Consider the following 15,772-nt stretch of genomic DNA (forward strand, 5'->3'; position numbering starts at 1 on the left):
AAGAATAAAGATCAGATAATTCAGTCTGCAAATTTTGCATTCTGATCCACTTCTTCCGACTGGTTTACGATATGATTGGTCAATGCCTCATCATCCGTGGTAAACACAATATCCGGCAGAAGTTCAAAATAAAAATCCGTATATTTTTTCGCAAGAGCCTGGATACAGAAATTCTGTACGATCTTAAACCGGGTAATGGAAACCAGATCTTTGTCAAAGGTGATGTAAACACTGATCCAGAGCTTTCTCCCGGTACGGAGAATGTCATAGTAGAGTTTTTTGTAACCATAGGCATTTAGGACAGGTTCGATCGTTTCTTTAATTTCCTCAACAGTCTCTTCCTCCGGCGGGATCAGGAACAGATCCCGAAGTCCGGTTATTACCGTCTTTATCGGCGTCGGCAGCATAAAGATGGACAGGGTGACGGTAATGATCTGGTCAAGATAAGGTGTTATGGGTCTGAACCATAGAAAAGGCAGCAGAACCGGAAGAAAGAAGGCAATTGCCATACCGAAAGAGGCAATACTGTCGATCTCCCAGCCTTCCATTTCCATTGTGATCATTGGGGAATCCATCAGACGATTCTTATATTGGAGATAAATGGATACGGTAATTCCCAGAAAAAATGCAAATAATTCAAACCAGGCAATGGTATCAAAAGCGACTTTTCTGCCACCATGGATCATGATTTCGATATTGTTCAGGATCAGCCCGACGGTAACGCCAGTCATGGTAATGCCCTTGACAACGACAAACATAGATTCAATCTGCATATAACCGAACGGGTGCTTTTCATTGGATGGCTTGTAAAGTAGCGGAATCAGAAAAAGCGACGGCAGGAGCATGCAGAACTCGACTCCGTCATAGATTGCGTCCAGAAGAACTGCCTGGGAACTGGTGTAGATTGCCATGACGATCTCAACGATAACGAAAAACAGATTCCCGTACAGGGAGACAGACATGGCTTTTTTTTCTCTTTTCTGTGCTTTTCTTCCTACGTGCATAGGATACCTCCTTTTTTGACTGTAAGAAAATCCCGATAAGATTTTCTGATAAATGAAAGGCATTACGTGCCTGTAATACGTTTTTTTGTTACCATTTATCATACCCGATTTTGAAATTGATGGCAAGAAAGTAAAAGTGAACTGGCAGTATAGTTGTTCTAAACAGGGGAAAGCCCGCATACACTGTATCAGCAATCAAAGGGGGACAGTGTATGGATACATTTGATTTATACAAGGATATACAGTGCCGGACGAATGGAGAGATCTATCTGGGTGTGGTAGGACCGGTACGGAGTGGCAAATCAACCTTTATCAAGCGTTTTATGGATGTGCTGGTGCTGCCGAAAATGACCGATGAGCATGCAAAAGAGCGGACGGTGGATGAGCTTCCGCAGTCTGCGTCAGGGAAGAGCATCATGACAACGGAGCCGAAATTTGTGCCAAAAGAAGCTGCCGAAATCCAGCTCGCAAAGGATGTGAGTGTGCTGGTGCGTCTGATCGATTGTGTGGGCTATATGGTGGAGGGAGCCGCCGGTCACATGGAAAATGGAGCAGAACGTCTGGTGAAAACGCCGTGGAACGAAAAAGAAATTCCGTTTACAAAGGCGGCAGAAATCGGGACGAAAAAGGTAATCCATGACCACTCCACGATCGGGATTGTTGTGACGACAGACGGAAGTATCGGAGAGCTTCCCAGAAACAGCTACCGGGCGGCAGAAAAGAAAACGATCCAGGAGCTGAAAAGCATTGGCAAGCCGTTCGTGGTCTTGGTCAATACCCGGAAACCGTACAGCGCAGAGGCAAAAAACGTGGCAGAAGAAATCCAGAAAGAATATCAGGTAACGGCACTTCCGGTCAACTGTGAACAGCTCCGGGAAGAAGATATCCACCGGATCATGGAAAATGTGCTCTTTGCATTTCCGGTCACAGAAGTAAAATTTTTCCTTCCAAAATGGGTGGAAATACTTACAGCAGATCACAAGGTCCGGGAAGAGCTGGTATCTTATGCAAGAGAAGTCATGGGCAGAATCGGAGAAATCCGGGATGCGATGGAGATCCGGAAGCCGGAGCAGAGTACCTACATAAATGCAGTAAATGTAACAGGTGTGTCCATGGATACCGGTGAGATCTCGGTTGAAATCAAGGTGGAAGATAGCTGTTATTATGAAATGTTAAGTGATCTGACCGGAACGCAGATCAGCGGGGAATATGATCTGATCCATACAGTGCGTAATCTTGCCATGCTCCAGAAAGAATATGAAAGTGTCAAAGATGCACTTGCTTCGGTTAAAATGAAAGGCTACGGTGTAGTCAGCGCGACAAGAGAAGAAATCCGGCTGGACGATCCAGTGGTAATCCGGCAGGGCAATAAATACGGAGTAAAGATCCGTTCGGAAGCACCTTCTATCCATATGATCCGAGCTAACATTGAGACCGAGATCGCACCGATCGTGGGGAGTGAGCAGCAGGCAAAGGATCTGGTAAATTATATCAATGAGGCGGCAAAGAGCCCGGATGGAGTCTGGGGAACCAATATTTTCGGAAAATCGATCGAAGAGCTGGTGATGGATGGCGTGCGAAACAAGATCGCCATGATCGGAGATGAGAGTCAGGCAAAACTGCAGGACACCATGCAGAAGATCGTCAATGACAGCAACGGAGGTATGGTTTGCATCATTATCTAAAATTTTTCTTAAATCAATTCGATTGGCGGCAGGAAACTTGCATGGCAATCCGAGAGTATGTTATACTAAAGTCTATACGTTAGGGGATACATTTTCATGGAATGAATGGTCATATAAGATACCATGAAATCTATACGTGAGGAGAAAAGAAAAGAGGGACATCTATGAAAGTAGCAATTGTATCAGCAGACACCATGATATACAGAAAACAGAAGGATGATACGTGTTCGCCAATCGTGCGAAGAGTGCTCGATCAGGTCAGCTTCAAGACAGAGCTTGTACAGCCGGTACCAAATGACAGGGAGGTTATCCGCAAGATCCTTGCGAAGATCGCGGATGCACAGATGGCAGATCTGATCCTTACGATCGGTGGGATCGGATGCAGAGAAGAGGACTGTGTTCCGGAAGCGACAAAGGCAGTGGTCGATAAGGAGATTCCGGGGATCGGAGAGTCGATGCGTCTTTTTATGACACGGACCAGAAAAAGGGCAATGCTGACGAGAGGAACAGCAGGTATCCGGGGTAAATCCCTGATCGTCAATCTTCCGGGAAGTCCGAAGATCATTAAAGAGTGTCTGGAATATGTTCTTCCGGAGATTGTTTATGCGACAGAGACGGCAGTCGGTGAACATGATGATGTTGAGGAGTAGGCAGACAGATGAGGGTGACGTATATCGGACACAGCGGATTTTCGGTGGAACTGGAATCCCATATTCTATTATTTGACTATTATGAAGGAACGATGCCGGAGTTTGATCCAGCGAAGAAGCTGTTGGTATTTGCCAGCCATTCCCATCCGGATCATTTTAACAGAGAGATCCTGAAGCTTGCGGATGTGTATCCGGATGTGGAATATATTTTCCCGAAGGATATCAGAATTGCGAAAAAGGAGCAGCGTGCATCGGAACATTTCATGCGAAAAAGGGATGAGATTACTGTCGGGGATACAAAGGTAAAAAGTCTGCGCTCAACCGATGAAGGGGTTGCCTTTCTGGTAAGATGCGAAGACAGGATCATTTATCATGCAGGGGATCTGAACTGGTGGCACTGGGAAGAGGAAGATGATGCGTATAACCGGATGATGCGCGGCGATTATCAAAAGGAGATTGAAACGCTGGTCGGTGAGAAGATCGATCTTGCATTTGTCGTGCTTGACCCGAGACAGGAAGAGCAGTTTTACTGGGGCTTTGACTGGTATATGCGGCATACGGATACGAAGATTGTATTTCCGATGCATATGTGGAAGCAGTACGAGGTGCAGGATCGGCTTATCGGAATGGAAGTATCAGAACCATACCGGGAGAAGATCATGCGGATCCGGGAAATGGGACAGGTATTTGAACTATAAGGAGACAATTTATGAAAGTCAGTATTTATACAGATGGAGCGGCAAGAGGTAATCCGGACGGACCGGGCGGTTATGGAGTTGTTCTGGAATATGTAGACCCGAAGGGAGAACTTCACGTTAAAGAGCTTTCCGGCGGCTATGTGCGGACAACCAATAACCGGATGGAGCTGATGGCTGTCATCCGGGGGCTGGAAGCGCTCAACAGACCTTGCGAGGTAGAGCTTTATTCTGATTCCCAATATGTGGTCAATGCATTCAATCAGCACTGGATCGAGGGATGGATCAAAAAGGGCTGGAAGCGTGGGAAGAATGAGCCGGTCAAGAATACCGACCTGTGGAAGCGTCTTCTGGAAGCGAAAAAGCCGCACCAGGTGAACTTCAATTGGGTAAAAGGGCATGATGGACACCCGCAGAATGAACGTTGTGATACTCTTGCGACAACGGCAGCAGACGGAAATGAGCTGCAGGTTGATCCGGGGGTGTAGAAGAAATCCTTTACACTGATAAAAAAATGTGATAAAGTATCTAAGGCAAGTAAGACAGACGTTCGCGGATGCAGGTGCCGAAAGGCCGCAGACGAGGAAAGTCCGGGCTTCACAGGGCAGGATGCCGGATAACGTCCGGTAGAGGTGACTCTAAGGATAGTGCAACAGAAATATACCGCCTGCAGATGCAGGTAAGGTTGGAAGGGCAGTGTAAGAGACTACCGCCTGGGTGGTAACACACAGGGCATATGTAAACCCCATCCGAAGCAAGACCGAAAAGAAGTGGTATGGCGGCCCGTCATGCTTCAGGTTGGTCGCTTGAGTCTGCTGGCAACAGCAGAACTGGATAGATGAACGTCCACGACATAACCCGGCTTATCGTTTTGCTTGCTTTTTTATTTTTAATTGAGAAATTTTGAAAAGAATCTGTATTCATATTCATGAAGGATATAGATTCTTTTTTTGTTGCGGTGCCCTTTAAAAAGCTTTAATTTTTATGATATCGTAGTATTGTGTGAATGATTTTTTGAGTGGAATGAAAAATAAAAAAACGTGATAATCCGTTTGACAATCGTTTGAAAAATATGGTAGTTTTAGGAGGATTAAAATTATGTAGGAGTGTCAAATGAGGAATGATCGTTTTCAAAGTCGGGAAAGAGGAAATGTAGCATATTACCATCTTCCGGGCTTGTTTGAATTTTATGAACTGTACAGACTTTTTTTGCCGCTGTTTTATACACACAGGGAGTATTTCTATGACTGGTGTGAGATTGGTTCCATTTATGGAGCCCCGGAAGACTGCCTGTGGGGCGGAGGACGTGTGGAAGCAGGAGAAGCTGAGCCGGAAGAAGTGCTTGCACTTATGCAGAAGTACGGGATTTCTGCCCGTCTGACTTTTAGTAATTCTCTGCTCAGGAAAGAGCACCTTGCGGATCAGAGATGCAATATGCTTTGTCAGTTGTTTGAGAAAAGCACAGGTGTGAAAAACGGTGTGATCGTGCACTCAGAGCTGCTGGTGGATTATCTGAAAAAGAAGTATCCGGGGTTCTATCTGGTCTCATCTACCACGAAAGTGTTGACCGAATTTCAGGAGTGTCTGCGGGAAATCCAGAGAGAAGATTTTCAATATGTCGTGCCGGATTTCCGTCTGAATAAGATGTTGGATAAATGGAATACATTATCAGAAGGTCAGAAGGATAAAGTTGAATTCCTGTGTAATGAGTGTTGTTGGTTCGGCTGCAGGGACCGGAAAGCCTGTTATGAGGATGTGAGCCGGAAGAATCTCGGAGAAGATGGAGAGGAACACCGGTGTACTGCGCCAAATGCAAAGGAAGGCTATCGTTTTTCAAAAGCAATGACAAATCCGGGATTTATCAGTGTAGATGATATCAAAAATATCTATTTGCCGATGGGATTTACAAATTTTAAGATCGAAGGCAGGGGACTTGGAAGTGCGCTGATCCTGGAATTTCTACTGTATTATATGACAAAGCCGGAATATCAGCTGCATGTAAGAGAGGAATTGTATCTGGATAATATGCTGGATTTGTTTTAAAATCAAGGGAAAGATTTTTATGGACAAATACCAGAAGTTTCGAAGACATATTCGCTTTTGTTTTTCTGCGTCTATAGGAGGTATTTTTTATGTTATTAAGTATTGCGCTGATCCTGCTTGTTGGAATGTGTATGAGTTGGATCTGTCAGAAGATCAAATTGCCAGGTTTGCTTGGGATGTTGGCGACCGGTGTGGTTCTCGGACCGTATGTTTTGAATCTGCTGGACAGCAGTATTCTTGGAATTTCATCCGAACTCCGGAAAATTGCCCTGATTATCATTCTGACAAGGGCAGGGCTTGGGCTGGATCTGTCAGGACTGAAGAAAATAGGAAGATCCGCAGTGATGATGTGCTTTGTCCCTGCAAGCTTTGAACTCCTGGGAATGCTTTTGATTGCACCGAAACTGATGGGAATCACCTTGCTGGAAGCTGCAATTATGGGAGCAGTGCTTGCGGCCGTTTCACCGGCGGTTGTGGTGCCGAGAATGGTAAAGATGATGGAGGAAGGATATGGAGTAAAGGAAGGAATCCCACAGCTTATCCTTGCCGGAGCATCGGTAGATGATGTCTATGTGATCGTATTATTTTCTACCTTTGTTGGAATGATGCAGGGAAAAGGGGCTTCGGTCATCAGCTTTGTAAATATCCCGGTATCGATCATTCTGGGAATTGCGATCGGACTGCTGATCGGGGTCCTGCTGTCATGCTTTTTTAAAAAAGTTCACATTCGGGATACCACAAAGGTTCTGATCATTTTGAGTATTTCGTTCCTGCTGGTTACGATCGAAGATAAAATGACAACTGCAATCACATTTTCTGCACTGATCGCAATTATGTTTATTGGAATTGGACTGCAGAAAAAACGGGAGGTTGTTACAAAAAGAATCTCTGTAAAATACGGGAAACTCTGGGTTGGAGCAGAGGTGTTCCTGTTTGTACTGGTGGGGGCAACGGTCAATATCGGGTATCTGGGAAAGGTTGGAATCAAGGCGGTGCTTTTGATTGCAGGCGCATTGGTGTTCCGGATGCTGGGTGTATTTGTATGTCTGCTTGGAACCAGTCTTCGAGGAAAAGAAAAAGCCTTTGTGATGATGGCGTATACACCGAAAGCAACCGTGCAGGCAGCAATTGGAGGAATTCCGCTTTCGCTGGGATTTGCCTGTGGGGATATGGTACTTACGGTGGCAGTACTTGCAATCGTGCTGACAGCGCCACTTGGAGCGTTTGTGATTGATCTTTCTTATAAAAAGCTATTGGATAAAAGATAAGGATGGATGGAAAATCTATGACTGCATTCGGTCAATATCCACTGTATGCTGTGCCGGACAAACATATTGCAGAAAACAGGACGAGCAATACCAAGATCTCCTTTCTTACTGTACGAAGGAGACAAAAAATAAAGGACGCATGAAAAAATTTCTTTTTTCATGCGTCCTTTGCGTGGCACCTGTCCGCCTAGTCTAACAAGCCGACGCTAGCCCCGCTTTCTGTTGTATTTCTCTTCACAGTATTTACATCTATACACTTCGTTCTCCGGATCAGTCAGTACAAACACATGATCCAGTCCCTGTTCAATCGAAGTAATACATCTCGGATTGTGGCATCTGATCACATTCTTGATTTCAGATGGCAGTTTCAGTTCTTTTTTCTCAACAATCTTGGAATCTTCGATAATATTTACCGTGATATTATGATCGACAAAACCAAGGATATCCAGATCAATGATATCGATCGGGCATTCAATCTTGATGATATCCTTTTTACCCATCTTGTTACTTTTGGCATTCTTGATGATGGCTACGCAGCAGTCAAGCTGATCAAGTTTCAGATATTTGTAGATATCCATGCTTTTTCCTGCTTTGATGTGATCCAGTACGAAGCCCTCTGAAATTTTCCCAATGTTCAGTGTATTTTCAACCATGTCTTTCGCCTCCCTTAATCTACATGAATATCCAAAAGTGTCAGGATCAGTGCCATACGGATATAGACACCATACTGTACCTGCTTGAAATAAACAGCTCTTGGATCATCATCAACTTCAACAGAAATTTCGTTGACACGCGGAAGTGGATGGAGAACCAGCATATCTTTTGGCGCAAGTTCCATTTTCCCTTTGTCCAGGATGTAGAAATCTTTCATACGGACATAATCTTCCTCATTGAAGAAACGTTCTTTCTGAACACGTGTCATATAAAGGATATCGAGATCCGGAAGGGCATCCTCCAGGCGTTCTACTTCTGTATATGGGATATTTTTCTTATCCAGTACGTCTTTGCGTACATAACTTGGCAGACGGAGTTCCTCCGGTGAAATAAGTACAAACTCGATGTTCTCATAACGCACCAGGGCATTGATCAGAGAATGTACGGTACGACCGAATTTGAGGTCTCCACAGAGTCCGATCTTCAGATTATTCAGACGTCCTTTTAAAGAACGGATGGTTAAAAGGTCAGTCAGTGTTTGTGTAGGATGCTGATGTCCGCCATCACCTGCGTTGATCACCGGGATTGAAGAGTGCTGCGCTGCAACCATCGGTGCACCTTCTTTTGGATGTCTGATCGCACAGATATCTGCATAGCAGGAAACCATACGGATCGTATCTGCTACGCTTTCCCCTTTGGTAGCAGAGCTGGAAGCTGCCGAAGAAAAGCCAAGTACATTACCACCGAGATTCATCATTGCTGCTTCATGACTCAGTCGGGTACGGGTACTTGGCTCATAGAATAAAGTGGCAAGCTTTTTGCCTGCGCAAGCATGTGCATATTTTTCCGGATGAGCTTCGATATCACCTGCAAGATCCATAAGCTTATCGAGCTCTTCCACAGAAAAATCTAAAGGACTCATTAAATGTCTCATAAGAAACCTCCTTAAAAATAACCGCAGAATATGTGCGGGTTCATATATTCTTTATCTATAATATAACAAAAACATGGTTATTTCAACAAAGTTTTACATGTTTTTTCTGATCGGGTTTGCGAAGAAATGTAGATTTTACAGAAAAAATATATTATAATGAAAAATTAGTAACGTCAGCGTAAGAAGACATAAGGATAAAACGATAAGGAGTGGGACAATGCAGAGTCTGGAAGAGATGAGAAAAGAGCTGGATGTGATCGATGACCAGATCACCACGCTTTATGAGAGACGTATGAAGGTCTGCGAAGGAGTTGCAGAATATAAGATAAAGAACGGACGAAAAGTATTTGATAAGACAAGAGAGAACGAGAAACTGGCAGCAGTAGCAGAAAAGGTGTCCACAGATTTTAACAAAAAAGGGATCCGGGAGCTTTTTGAACAGCTGATGAGCATGAGCAGAAAGCTGCAGTACCAGCGTCTTTCTGAGGAAGGAGTTCTGGGAAGACTTCCCTTTATCGGACTGGATCAGCTGGATCTTGATGGTGCACGTGTGGTCTTCCAGGGAGTGGAAGGAGCCAACAACCAGGCAGCTATGTTAAAATATTTTGGGAAAAATGTGAAAAACTTCCATGTACCGTCATTCCGTGATGCAATGGAAGCAATTGAAGAGGGAAGCGCAGATTATGCAGTCCTTCCAATTGAAAATTCTTCCGCAGGTCCGGTGACACAGGTGTATGACCTTTTGGTGGAATTTGAAAATTACATTGTAGGAGAGACGGTCCTTCCGATTAAGCATATGCTTGCCGGAGTGAAAGGAACTACACTTTCCAGCATTGAAAGAGTGTATTCACATCCACAGGGACTGATGCAGACATCCCATTTTCTGGATGAACACGGAACCTGGCAGCAGATCAGTGTTGCCAATACTTCTATGGCGGCCAAGAAGATGATGGAAGACCAGGATACCACGCAGGCAGCTGTCTGCAACGAATATGCAGCAGAGCTTTACGGACTGGATATTTTGGCAAGAGAGATCAATGACGAATCTGACAACAGTACAAGATTTATCATTGTCACGAACCAGAAGGTATTCCTGAAAAATGCATCCAAGATCAGTATTTGCTTTGAAATACCGCATGAGAGTGGATCGTTGTACCATCTGCTTTCCCATTTTATTTACAATGACCTGAACATGACAAAGATTGAATCCCGACCGGTAGAAGGAAAAAGCTGGGAATATCGTTTCTTTGTGGACTTTGAAGGAAATCTGGCAGATGCGGCAGTGAAAAATGCGATCCGTGGACTCAGGGAAGAAGCATTGAACCTGAAAATCCTTGGAAATTATTAGACTGAAAAAGAGAGGACACGGCTATGAGAACAAATGAACTGATATTATATCGTTATATGGAACATGAAGATCTGCTTCGGGACATGACATTTCTGATCGACAATGCAGATAATGATTATTATAATAAAGAGGATTTGAAGAGCCTTCTTTTCGAAAATTTAAATGAGCTGATCGAACTGGCTGCAAACTATGGATTTGAAGGAAACCTCTGGCATACCTTCCTGACCTTCCTGCTTGCCAACAGTGAGAATGCTTACAGCACAGCCTGTGAAGTGGTAGGAGAGGTAGAGGGAAGCGTCAATAAAGCAGCCCTTCATGATTTTCAGATTTTCAAAGAACTGTTCGAATATGATCTGAAAGAGATGGGTGAAAAGCTCGGTACAGACAGTCTGGAACTGATTGAGGAATATCATCCGGTCAATGCCAAGGGACATGTATTTAACAAGAGGATTCGCGACCGGATCTGCGACTTAAGCAAAGCTCTTGCACAGACAGATGATGCAGAAGAATTTAAGACAACTGTAACCCAGTTCTACAAAGAATTCGGAGTGGGAACTTTCGGACTTCACAAGGCATTCCGTATTGAGCATACGGAAGAAGGAGCACAGATCGTGCCGATCACCAAGATCGCACACGTCCATCTGGATGATCTGGTGGGCTATGACATTGCCAAGAAGAAACTGATCGATAATACCGAGGCATTTGTAAAGGGTAAAAAAGCTAATAACTGTCTGCTTTTTGGTGATGCCGGAACCGGTAAATCTTCTTCGATCAAGGCAATCCTGAACCAGTATTATGACCAGGGACTTCGTATGATCGAAGTGTACAAGCATCAGTTCAAAGACCTGAATGATGTGATCGCACAGATCAAGAACCGGAATTACAAATTTATTATTTATATGGATGATCTTTCTTTTGAAGAATTCGAGATTGAGTACAAATATCTGAAAGCGGTGATCGAAGGCGGTCTGGAGAAGAAACCGGATAATATCCTGATCTATGCAACTTCCAACAGAAGACATCTGGTACGTGAGACATTCAAAGATAAAGCCGACAGAGATGAAGAACTGCACACCAATGATACCGTACAGGAGAAACTTTCGCTGGTAGCAAGATTCGGCGTGACCATTTATTTTGGAAAACCGGATAAAAAAGAATTCCAGAAGATTGTCACCACGCTTGCAGATCGTTATGGTGTCGAGATGGAAGAGGAAAAGCTTCTTTTGGAGGCAAACAAATGGGAACTGAGCCATGGCGGATTAAGCGGACGTACTGCACAGCAGTTTATTGATTATTTGCTTGGACAACAATAAAAGGAGAACCAATATGAAGTGGAATAAATTCAGATTAAAGACAACAACCGAGGCAGAAGACATTGTCAGTAGTATGCTGATGGACCTTGGTGTACAGGGAATCGAAATTGAGGATAAGATTCCGATGACACAGGCGGAAAAAGAGCAGATGTTTGTTGATATCCTTCCGGAGACAGGAATCAATGACGGCATCGCATATATCAGTTTCTATCTGGAAGAAGATGAAGATAAAGAAAGTCTTCTGGAAGCTGTGAAAAATGAACTGGAAGATATGCGTGCCTATGTGGAAGTAGGTGAAGGAACGATAGAAGAATCCCAGACAGAGGATGTGGACTGGGTCAATAACTGGAAAAAATATTTTCACCAGTTCTATGTGGATGATATCCTGATCATTCCGTCCTGGGAAGAAGTAAAGCCGGAAGATGAAGGCAAGATGATCGTGCATATCGATCCGGGAACTGCATTCGGAACCGGAATGCATGAGACCACACAGCTCTGCATCCGTCAGCTCCGCAAATATGTGACAGAGGACACCAGAATTCTGGATGTAGGATGCGGAAGTGGAATTCTTGGAATGCTGGCGCTGATGTTCGGTGCAAAGTATTCTGTAGGAACAGACCTGGATCCGTGTGCGATTGATGCAACCTATGAAAATATGGAAGTCAACGGTATTTCAAAGGATAAATACGAAGTAATGATCGGAAATATCATTGATGATAAAGCGGTTCAGGATAAAGTTGGTTATGGATGCTATGATATCGTTGTGGCGAATATTCTTGCAGACGTACTGGTGCCGCTGACACCGGTGATCGTGAACCAGTTAAAAGACGGTGGTATCTACGTGACAAGTGGTATCATCGAAGACAAGGAGGAGACGGTAAAAGCAGCGGTAGAGGCAGCAGGACTCACGGTCCTGGAGGTTCATCATCAGGGAGAATGGGTATCTGTAACAGCGAGAAAAGAAACGAAAGCGTAGGCAGAGAGGATCAGAAAAGATGCATCATTTTTTTGTAACACCACAGCAGATCTCCGGAGATAAGATCCGGATTGAAGGCGGAGATGTTAATCATATGAAGAATGTGCTCCGGATGAAGCTGCATGAAAAGGCTGAAATCAGTGACGGAGAAAGAAGAACCTATCTTTGCGAGGTGGAAGCCTATGAAGAAGATGTGGCGGTTCTGCATATTCTGGAAGAGATGGAAGCGGACACGGAACCGGCGTCAAAGCTGTATCTTTTCCAGGGGCTTCCCAAAAGCGACAAGATGGAGCTGATCGTGCAAAAAGCGGTGGAGCTTGGCGTGTATCAGGTGATTCCTGTAGCAATGAAGCGTTCTGTTGTTCGTCTGGATGATAAGAAAGCAGCGAAAAAAGCAGACCGTTGGAATTCCATCGCAGAAAGTGCGGCAAAGCAGGCCGGAAGAAGCCGGATCCCGGAAGTTACCATGCCGCTTTCGTATAAAGAAGCACTGAAAATGGCAGAAGAGCTTGATGTGACGTTGCTTCCGTATGAACTTGCAGGTGGTATGGAAGTGACAAGAGAAGTGATCCGCCAGATTAAAAGTGGACAGTCTGTTGGGATTTTTATCGGACCAGAGGGTGGATTTGAACCGGAAGAAGTTGATGCAGCAGTCAGTATGGGGGCGAAGGTCATCACCCTGGGCAGGCGGATCCTGCGGACAGAGACAGCCGGACTTGCAACGCTTGCTGTACTGATGTTTGAACTGGAACAGTAGACCGGCAGGCAAAGAACTGCATAAGATAAAGAGAAGAAGTGTTTGGGAGACAAAGAAAAATGGAAGTTTATCTGGATAATTCAGCAACAACGAGAGCCTATGAGTGTGTTCGGGATATAGTTGGAAAAGTGATGTGTGAGGATTACGGCAATCCATCCTCCATGCATAAAAAAGGTGTGGATGCAGAAGCGTATGTTCGTGAGGCGAAGGAGACACTTGCAAAGATTCTGAAGGTGCAGGAAAAGGAACTTTATTTCACATCCGGTGGAACAGAAAGTGACAACCTTGCATTGATCGGAGGTGCACGTGCCAATCACCGTGCCGGCAAGCATCTGATCACCAGTTCAATTGAACATCCGGCAATTCTCAATACCATGCGTTACCTGGAAGAGGAGGAGGGCTATCGTGTGACCTATCTTCCGGTTGATGAGTATGGACGGATCCGCCTGGATGCGTTAAAGGAAGCGCTCTGTGACGAGACGATCCTGGTATCGGTCATGTATGTGAATAACGAAGTGGGATCGGTTCAGCCGATTGCAGAAGCATCTGCGATCGTAAAGGCTTATAATAAAAATATCCTGTTCCATGTGGATGCAGTACAGGGATTTGGAAAATATAAGATTTGCCCGAAAAAGATGGGAATCGATATGCTTTCTGTAAGCGGACATAAGATCCATGGACCGAAGGGAATCGGTTTTATCTATATCAATGAAAAAGCAAAAGTAAAACCGATCATTTTCGGAGGCGAGCAGCAGAAAAACATGCGTTCCGGAACAGAAAATGTACCGGGGATTGCAGGAATCGGGCTGGCAGCAAAGACGATTTACACAGACCTGGATGAAAAGGTGGCACATATGCGTGCCTTGAAACAGCACTTTATCGAAGGGGTACAGAAAATCGATCATACTGTGATCCACGGACTTTATGATGAAACAAGTGCACCACATATCATCAGTGTGGGATTTGCAGGAATCCGGAGTGAGGTTCTTCTTCATACACTGGAAGAGAAGGGGATTTATGTATCATCCGGTTCGGCATGTGCATCCAACCATCCGGCGATCAGCGGAGTGTTAAAGGGAATCGGAGCCGGAAAAGAATATCTGGACGCAACGCTCAGATTCAGTATGTCAGAATTTACTACAGAAGAAGAAATTGACTATACGCTGGAAACATTATATAATTGTGTACCGATGCTTAGAAAGTACACACGCCATTAGGAGGAAAGAATGAAGTTTCAGACTTATTTGATAAAATATGGAGAAATCGGAATCAAAGGAAAGAACCGTTATATGTTCGAGGATGCACTGGTAAGACAGATCAGGCATTCGTTAAAAGACCTGGATGGATTATTCCATACTTATAAAGCACAGGGAAGAGTTTATGTGGACTGTGACGGAGATTATGACGGAGATGAAGTGGTAGAAGCTCTGAAAAGAGTATTCGGAATTGTAGGGATCTGTCCGGTTGTCCGCGTAGAGGATAAAGGATTTGAAGAACTGAAAAAAGATGTGATCGCATACATGGATGAGGTTTATCCGGATAAGAATATCACATTTAAGGTAGAGTCCCGTCGTGCAAAGAAAACCTATCCGAAGAAATCAATGGAGATCAATTATGACCTCGGAGAAGCTATTCTGTATGCATTCCCGGAAATCCGGGTAGATGTACACCATCCGGATGTACTGCTTCATGTAGAGGTAAGAGAAGAGATTTATATCTATTCCGAGATCATTCCGGGACCTGGCGGTATGCCGATCGGGACCAATGGAACCGCGATGCTTCTGCTTTCCGGTGGAATCGACAGTCCGGTTGCAGGTTATATGATCTCCAAACGTGGCGTCGGACTGGAGGCAACCTATTTCCATGCACCGCCGTACACCAGCGAGAGGGCTAAGCAGAAGGTAGTGGATCTTGCAAAGCAGGTTTCCAAATATACAGGACCGATCAAGCTGCATGTAGTCAACTTTACCGATATCCAGCTTTATATCTATGAAAAATGCCCACATGATGAACTGACGATCATCATGCGCCGTTATATGATGCGGATTGCAGAGCATTTTGCAAAAGAAGACGGATGCCTGGGACTTATTACCGGTGAAAGTATCGGACAGGTGGCAAGCCAGACCATGCAGAGCCTGATGGCAACCAACGATGTATGTACATTGCCGGTATATCGGCCACTGATCGGGTTTGACAAGCAGGAGATCGTAGATATTTCAGAGAAGATCGGAACCTATGAGACTTCCATTCTTCCATACGAAGACTGTTGTACGATCTTCGTGGCAAAACATCCGGTAACCAAACCGAATGTAGAAGTGATCCGCAAATCAGAAGAAAACTTAAGTGAAAAGATTGATGAACTGTTTGCAGAAGCAGTGAATACTGTGGAGACGATCATCGTAAAATAATAAAAGAAAAAGGGGAGCTTTTTCAGGCTCTCCTCAA

General features: G+C 44.5%; 15 protein-coding genes and 1 other RNA gene. 13 read left to right on the top strand and 3 right to left on the bottom strand.

Going from position 1 to position 15,772, the window contains the following annotated elements; all coding sequences use genetic code 11:
* Positions 1–20 precede the first annotated feature (20 nt).
* Positions 21–1,004, bottom strand: coding sequence for a cation diffusion facilitator family transporter (locus tag PG766_RS01130; protein ID WP_270590275.1), 984 nt, complete (start codon positions 1,002–1,004; stop codon positions 21–23).
* A 212-nt stretch (positions 1,005–1,216) separates the two neighbouring features.
* Here PG766_RS01130 and spoIVA point away from each other — a divergent pair, with 212 nt between their 5' ends.
* The 7 genes from spoIVA to PG766_RS01165 all read left to right on the top strand — a co-directional run bounded on the left by spoIVA (position 1,217) and on the right by PG766_RS01165 (position 7,345).
* Positions 1,217–2,689, top strand: coding sequence for a stage IV sporulation protein A (spoIVA, locus tag PG766_RS01135; RefSeq protein WP_117823135.1), 1,473 nt, complete (start codon positions 1,217–1,219; stop codon positions 2,687–2,689).
* 164 nt (positions 2,690–2,853) lie between these two features.
* Complete coding sequence (locus tag PG766_RS01140; RefSeq protein WP_117834041.1) at positions 2,854–3,339, top strand: MogA/MoaB family molybdenum cofactor biosynthesis protein; 486 nt, start codon at positions 2,854–2,856, stop codon at positions 3,337–3,339.
* Between the two features lie 8 nt (positions 3,340–3,347).
* Positions 3,348–4,037, top strand: coding sequence for an MBL fold metallo-hydrolase (locus PG766_RS01145; protein WP_270590277.1), 690 nt, complete (start codon positions 3,348–3,350; stop codon positions 4,035–4,037).
* Between the two features lie 11 nt (positions 4,038–4,048).
* Entirely contained in the window at positions 4,049–4,522 is a 474-nt protein-coding gene (gene rnhA, locus PG766_RS01150) for a ribonuclease HI (RefSeq protein WP_008374972.1), read from the top strand.
* A gap of 46 nt (positions 4,523–4,568) precedes the next feature.
* Positions 4,569–4,916: RNase P RNA component class A (gene rnpB / locus PG766_RS01155), an RNA gene on the top strand.
* 231 nt (positions 4,917–5,147) lie between these two features.
* On the top strand, positions 5,148–6,077 hold the full coding sequence (locus PG766_RS01160) for a hypothetical protein (protein ID WP_173691917.1): 930 nt from the start codon (positions 5,148–5,150) through the stop codon (positions 6,075–6,077).
* Between the two features lie 89 nt (positions 6,078–6,166).
* Complete coding sequence (locus PG766_RS01165; protein WP_270590279.1) at positions 6,167–7,345, top strand: cation:proton antiporter; 1,179 nt, start codon at positions 6,167–6,169, stop codon at positions 7,343–7,345.
* A 206-nt stretch (positions 7,346–7,551) separates the two neighbouring features.
* Here the strand turns inward: PG766_RS01165 and PG766_RS01170 are convergent, their stop codons facing one another.
* Positions 7,552–7,998 carry an aspartate carbamoyltransferase regulatory subunit gene (locus PG766_RS01170; RefSeq protein ID WP_118198385.1) on the bottom strand — a complete coding sequence of 149 codons (447 nt, stop codon included), beginning with the start codon at positions 7,996–7,998 and terminating at the stop codon, positions 7,552–7,554.
* Positions 7,999–8,012: 14 nt separating this feature from the next.
* Positions 8,013–8,933 carry an aspartate carbamoyltransferase gene (gene pyrB / locus PG766_RS01175; protein ID WP_195479345.1) on the bottom strand — a complete coding sequence of 307 codons (921 nt, stop codon included), beginning with the start codon at positions 8,931–8,933 and terminating at the stop codon, positions 8,013–8,015.
* 217 nt (positions 8,934–9,150) lie between these two features.
* On the opposite strand from pyrB, the gene pheA reads away from it, so the two are divergent.
* The 6 genes from pheA to thiI are packed head-to-tail and all read left to right on the top strand — an operon-like array spanning position 9,151 to position 15,735.
* The gene (gene pheA / locus PG766_RS01180; protein WP_055155638.1) at positions 9,151–10,281 is read left to right on the top strand and encodes a prephenate dehydratase; all 1,131 of its coding nucleotides are present in this window, start codon (positions 9,151–9,153) and stop codon (positions 10,279–10,281) included.
* A gap of 23 nt (positions 10,282–10,304) precedes the next feature.
* Positions 10,305–11,594 (top strand): ATP-binding protein, encoded by a 1,290-nt coding sequence (locus tag PG766_RS01185; protein WP_270246201.1) that lies wholly within the window; start codon positions 10,305–10,307, stop codon positions 11,592–11,594.
* Between the two features lie 13 nt (positions 11,595–11,607).
* Positions 11,608–12,570, top strand: coding sequence for a 50S ribosomal protein L11 methyltransferase (prmA, locus tag PG766_RS01190; RefSeq protein ID WP_008374985.1), 963 nt, complete (start codon positions 11,608–11,610; stop codon positions 12,568–12,570).
* 19 nt (positions 12,571–12,589) lie between these two features.
* The gene (locus PG766_RS01195; protein ID WP_195250121.1) at positions 12,590–13,327 is read left to right on the top strand and encodes a 16S rRNA (uracil(1498)-N(3))-methyltransferase; all 738 of its coding nucleotides are present in this window, start codon (positions 12,590–12,592) and stop codon (positions 13,325–13,327) included.
* A gap of 59 nt (positions 13,328–13,386) precedes the next feature.
* Positions 13,387–14,544, top strand: coding sequence for a cysteine desulfurase family protein (locus PG766_RS01200; protein ID WP_270590280.1), 1,158 nt, complete (start codon positions 13,387–13,389; stop codon positions 14,542–14,544).
* Positions 14,545–14,553: 9 nt separating this feature from the next.
* Positions 14,554–15,735: a tRNA uracil 4-sulfurtransferase ThiI gene (gene thiI / locus PG766_RS01205; protein WP_055155635.1), complete on the top strand. Its 1,182-nt coding sequence runs from the start codon at positions 14,554–14,556 to the stop codon at positions 15,733–15,735.
* Positions 15,736–15,772 lie beyond the last annotated feature (37 nt).

It is taken from the genome of Coprococcus sp. LG101-27, assembly GCF_027695515.1.
In the GTDB taxonomy this organism is placed as follows: Bacteria; Bacillota; Clostridia; order Lachnospirales; family Lachnospiraceae; genus Allocoprococcus; species Allocoprococcus comes.

What these genes read in the sequence shown, in the direction of transcription:
- pyrB (WP_195479345.1), bottom strand. Translation starts at nt 8,933, where the DNA reads ATGAGACATTTAATGAGTCCTTTAGATTTTTCTGTGGAAGAGCTCGAT.
- pheA (WP_055155638.1), top strand. Translation starts at nt 9,151, where the DNA reads ATGCAGAGTCTGGAAGAGATGAGAAAAGAGCTGGATGTGATCGATGAC.
- PG766_RS01170 (WP_118198385.1), bottom strand. Translation starts at nt 7,998, where the DNA reads ATGGTTGAAAATACACTGAACATTGGGAAAATTTCAGAGGGCTTCGTA.
- PG766_RS01165 (WP_270590279.1), top strand. Translation starts at nt 6,167, where the DNA reads ATGTTATTAAGTATTGCGCTGATCCTGCTTGTTGGAATGTGTATGAGT.
- spoIVA (WP_117823135.1), top strand. Translation starts at nt 1,217, where the DNA reads ATGGATACATTTGATTTATACAAGGATATACAGTGCCGGACGAATGGA.
- PG766_RS01160 (WP_173691917.1), top strand. Translation starts at nt 5,148, where the DNA reads ATGAGGAATGATCGTTTTCAAAGTCGGGAAAGAGGAAATGTAGCATAT.
- PG766_RS01195 (WP_195250121.1), top strand. Translation starts at nt 12,590, where the DNA reads ATGCATCATTTTTTTGTAACACCACAGCAGATCTCCGGAGATAAGATC.
- PG766_RS01140 (WP_117834041.1), top strand. Translation starts at nt 2,854, where the DNA reads ATGAAAGTAGCAATTGTATCAGCAGACACCATGATATACAGAAAACAG.
- rnhA (WP_008374972.1), top strand. Translation starts at nt 4,049, where the DNA reads ATGAAAGTCAGTATTTATACAGATGGAGCGGCAAGAGGTAATCCGGAC.
- thiI (WP_055155635.1), top strand. Translation starts at nt 14,554, where the DNA reads ATGAAGTTTCAGACTTATTTGATAAAATATGGAGAAATCGGAATCAAA.
- prmA (WP_008374985.1), top strand. Translation starts at nt 11,608, where the DNA reads ATGAAGTGGAATAAATTCAGATTAAAGACAACAACCGAGGCAGAAGAC.
- PG766_RS01130 (WP_270590275.1), bottom strand. Translation starts at nt 1,004, where the DNA reads ATGCACGTAGGAAGAAAAGCACAGAAAAGAGAAAAAAAAGCCATGTCT.
- PG766_RS01185 (WP_270246201.1), top strand. Translation starts at nt 10,305, where the DNA reads ATGAGAACAAATGAACTGATATTATATCGTTATATGGAACATGAAGAT.
- PG766_RS01200 (WP_270590280.1), top strand. Translation starts at nt 13,387, where the DNA reads ATGGAAGTTTATCTGGATAATTCAGCAACAACGAGAGCCTATGAGTGT.
- PG766_RS01145 (WP_270590277.1), top strand. Translation starts at nt 3,348, where the DNA reads ATGAGGGTGACGTATATCGGACACAGCGGATTTTCGGTGGAACTGGAA.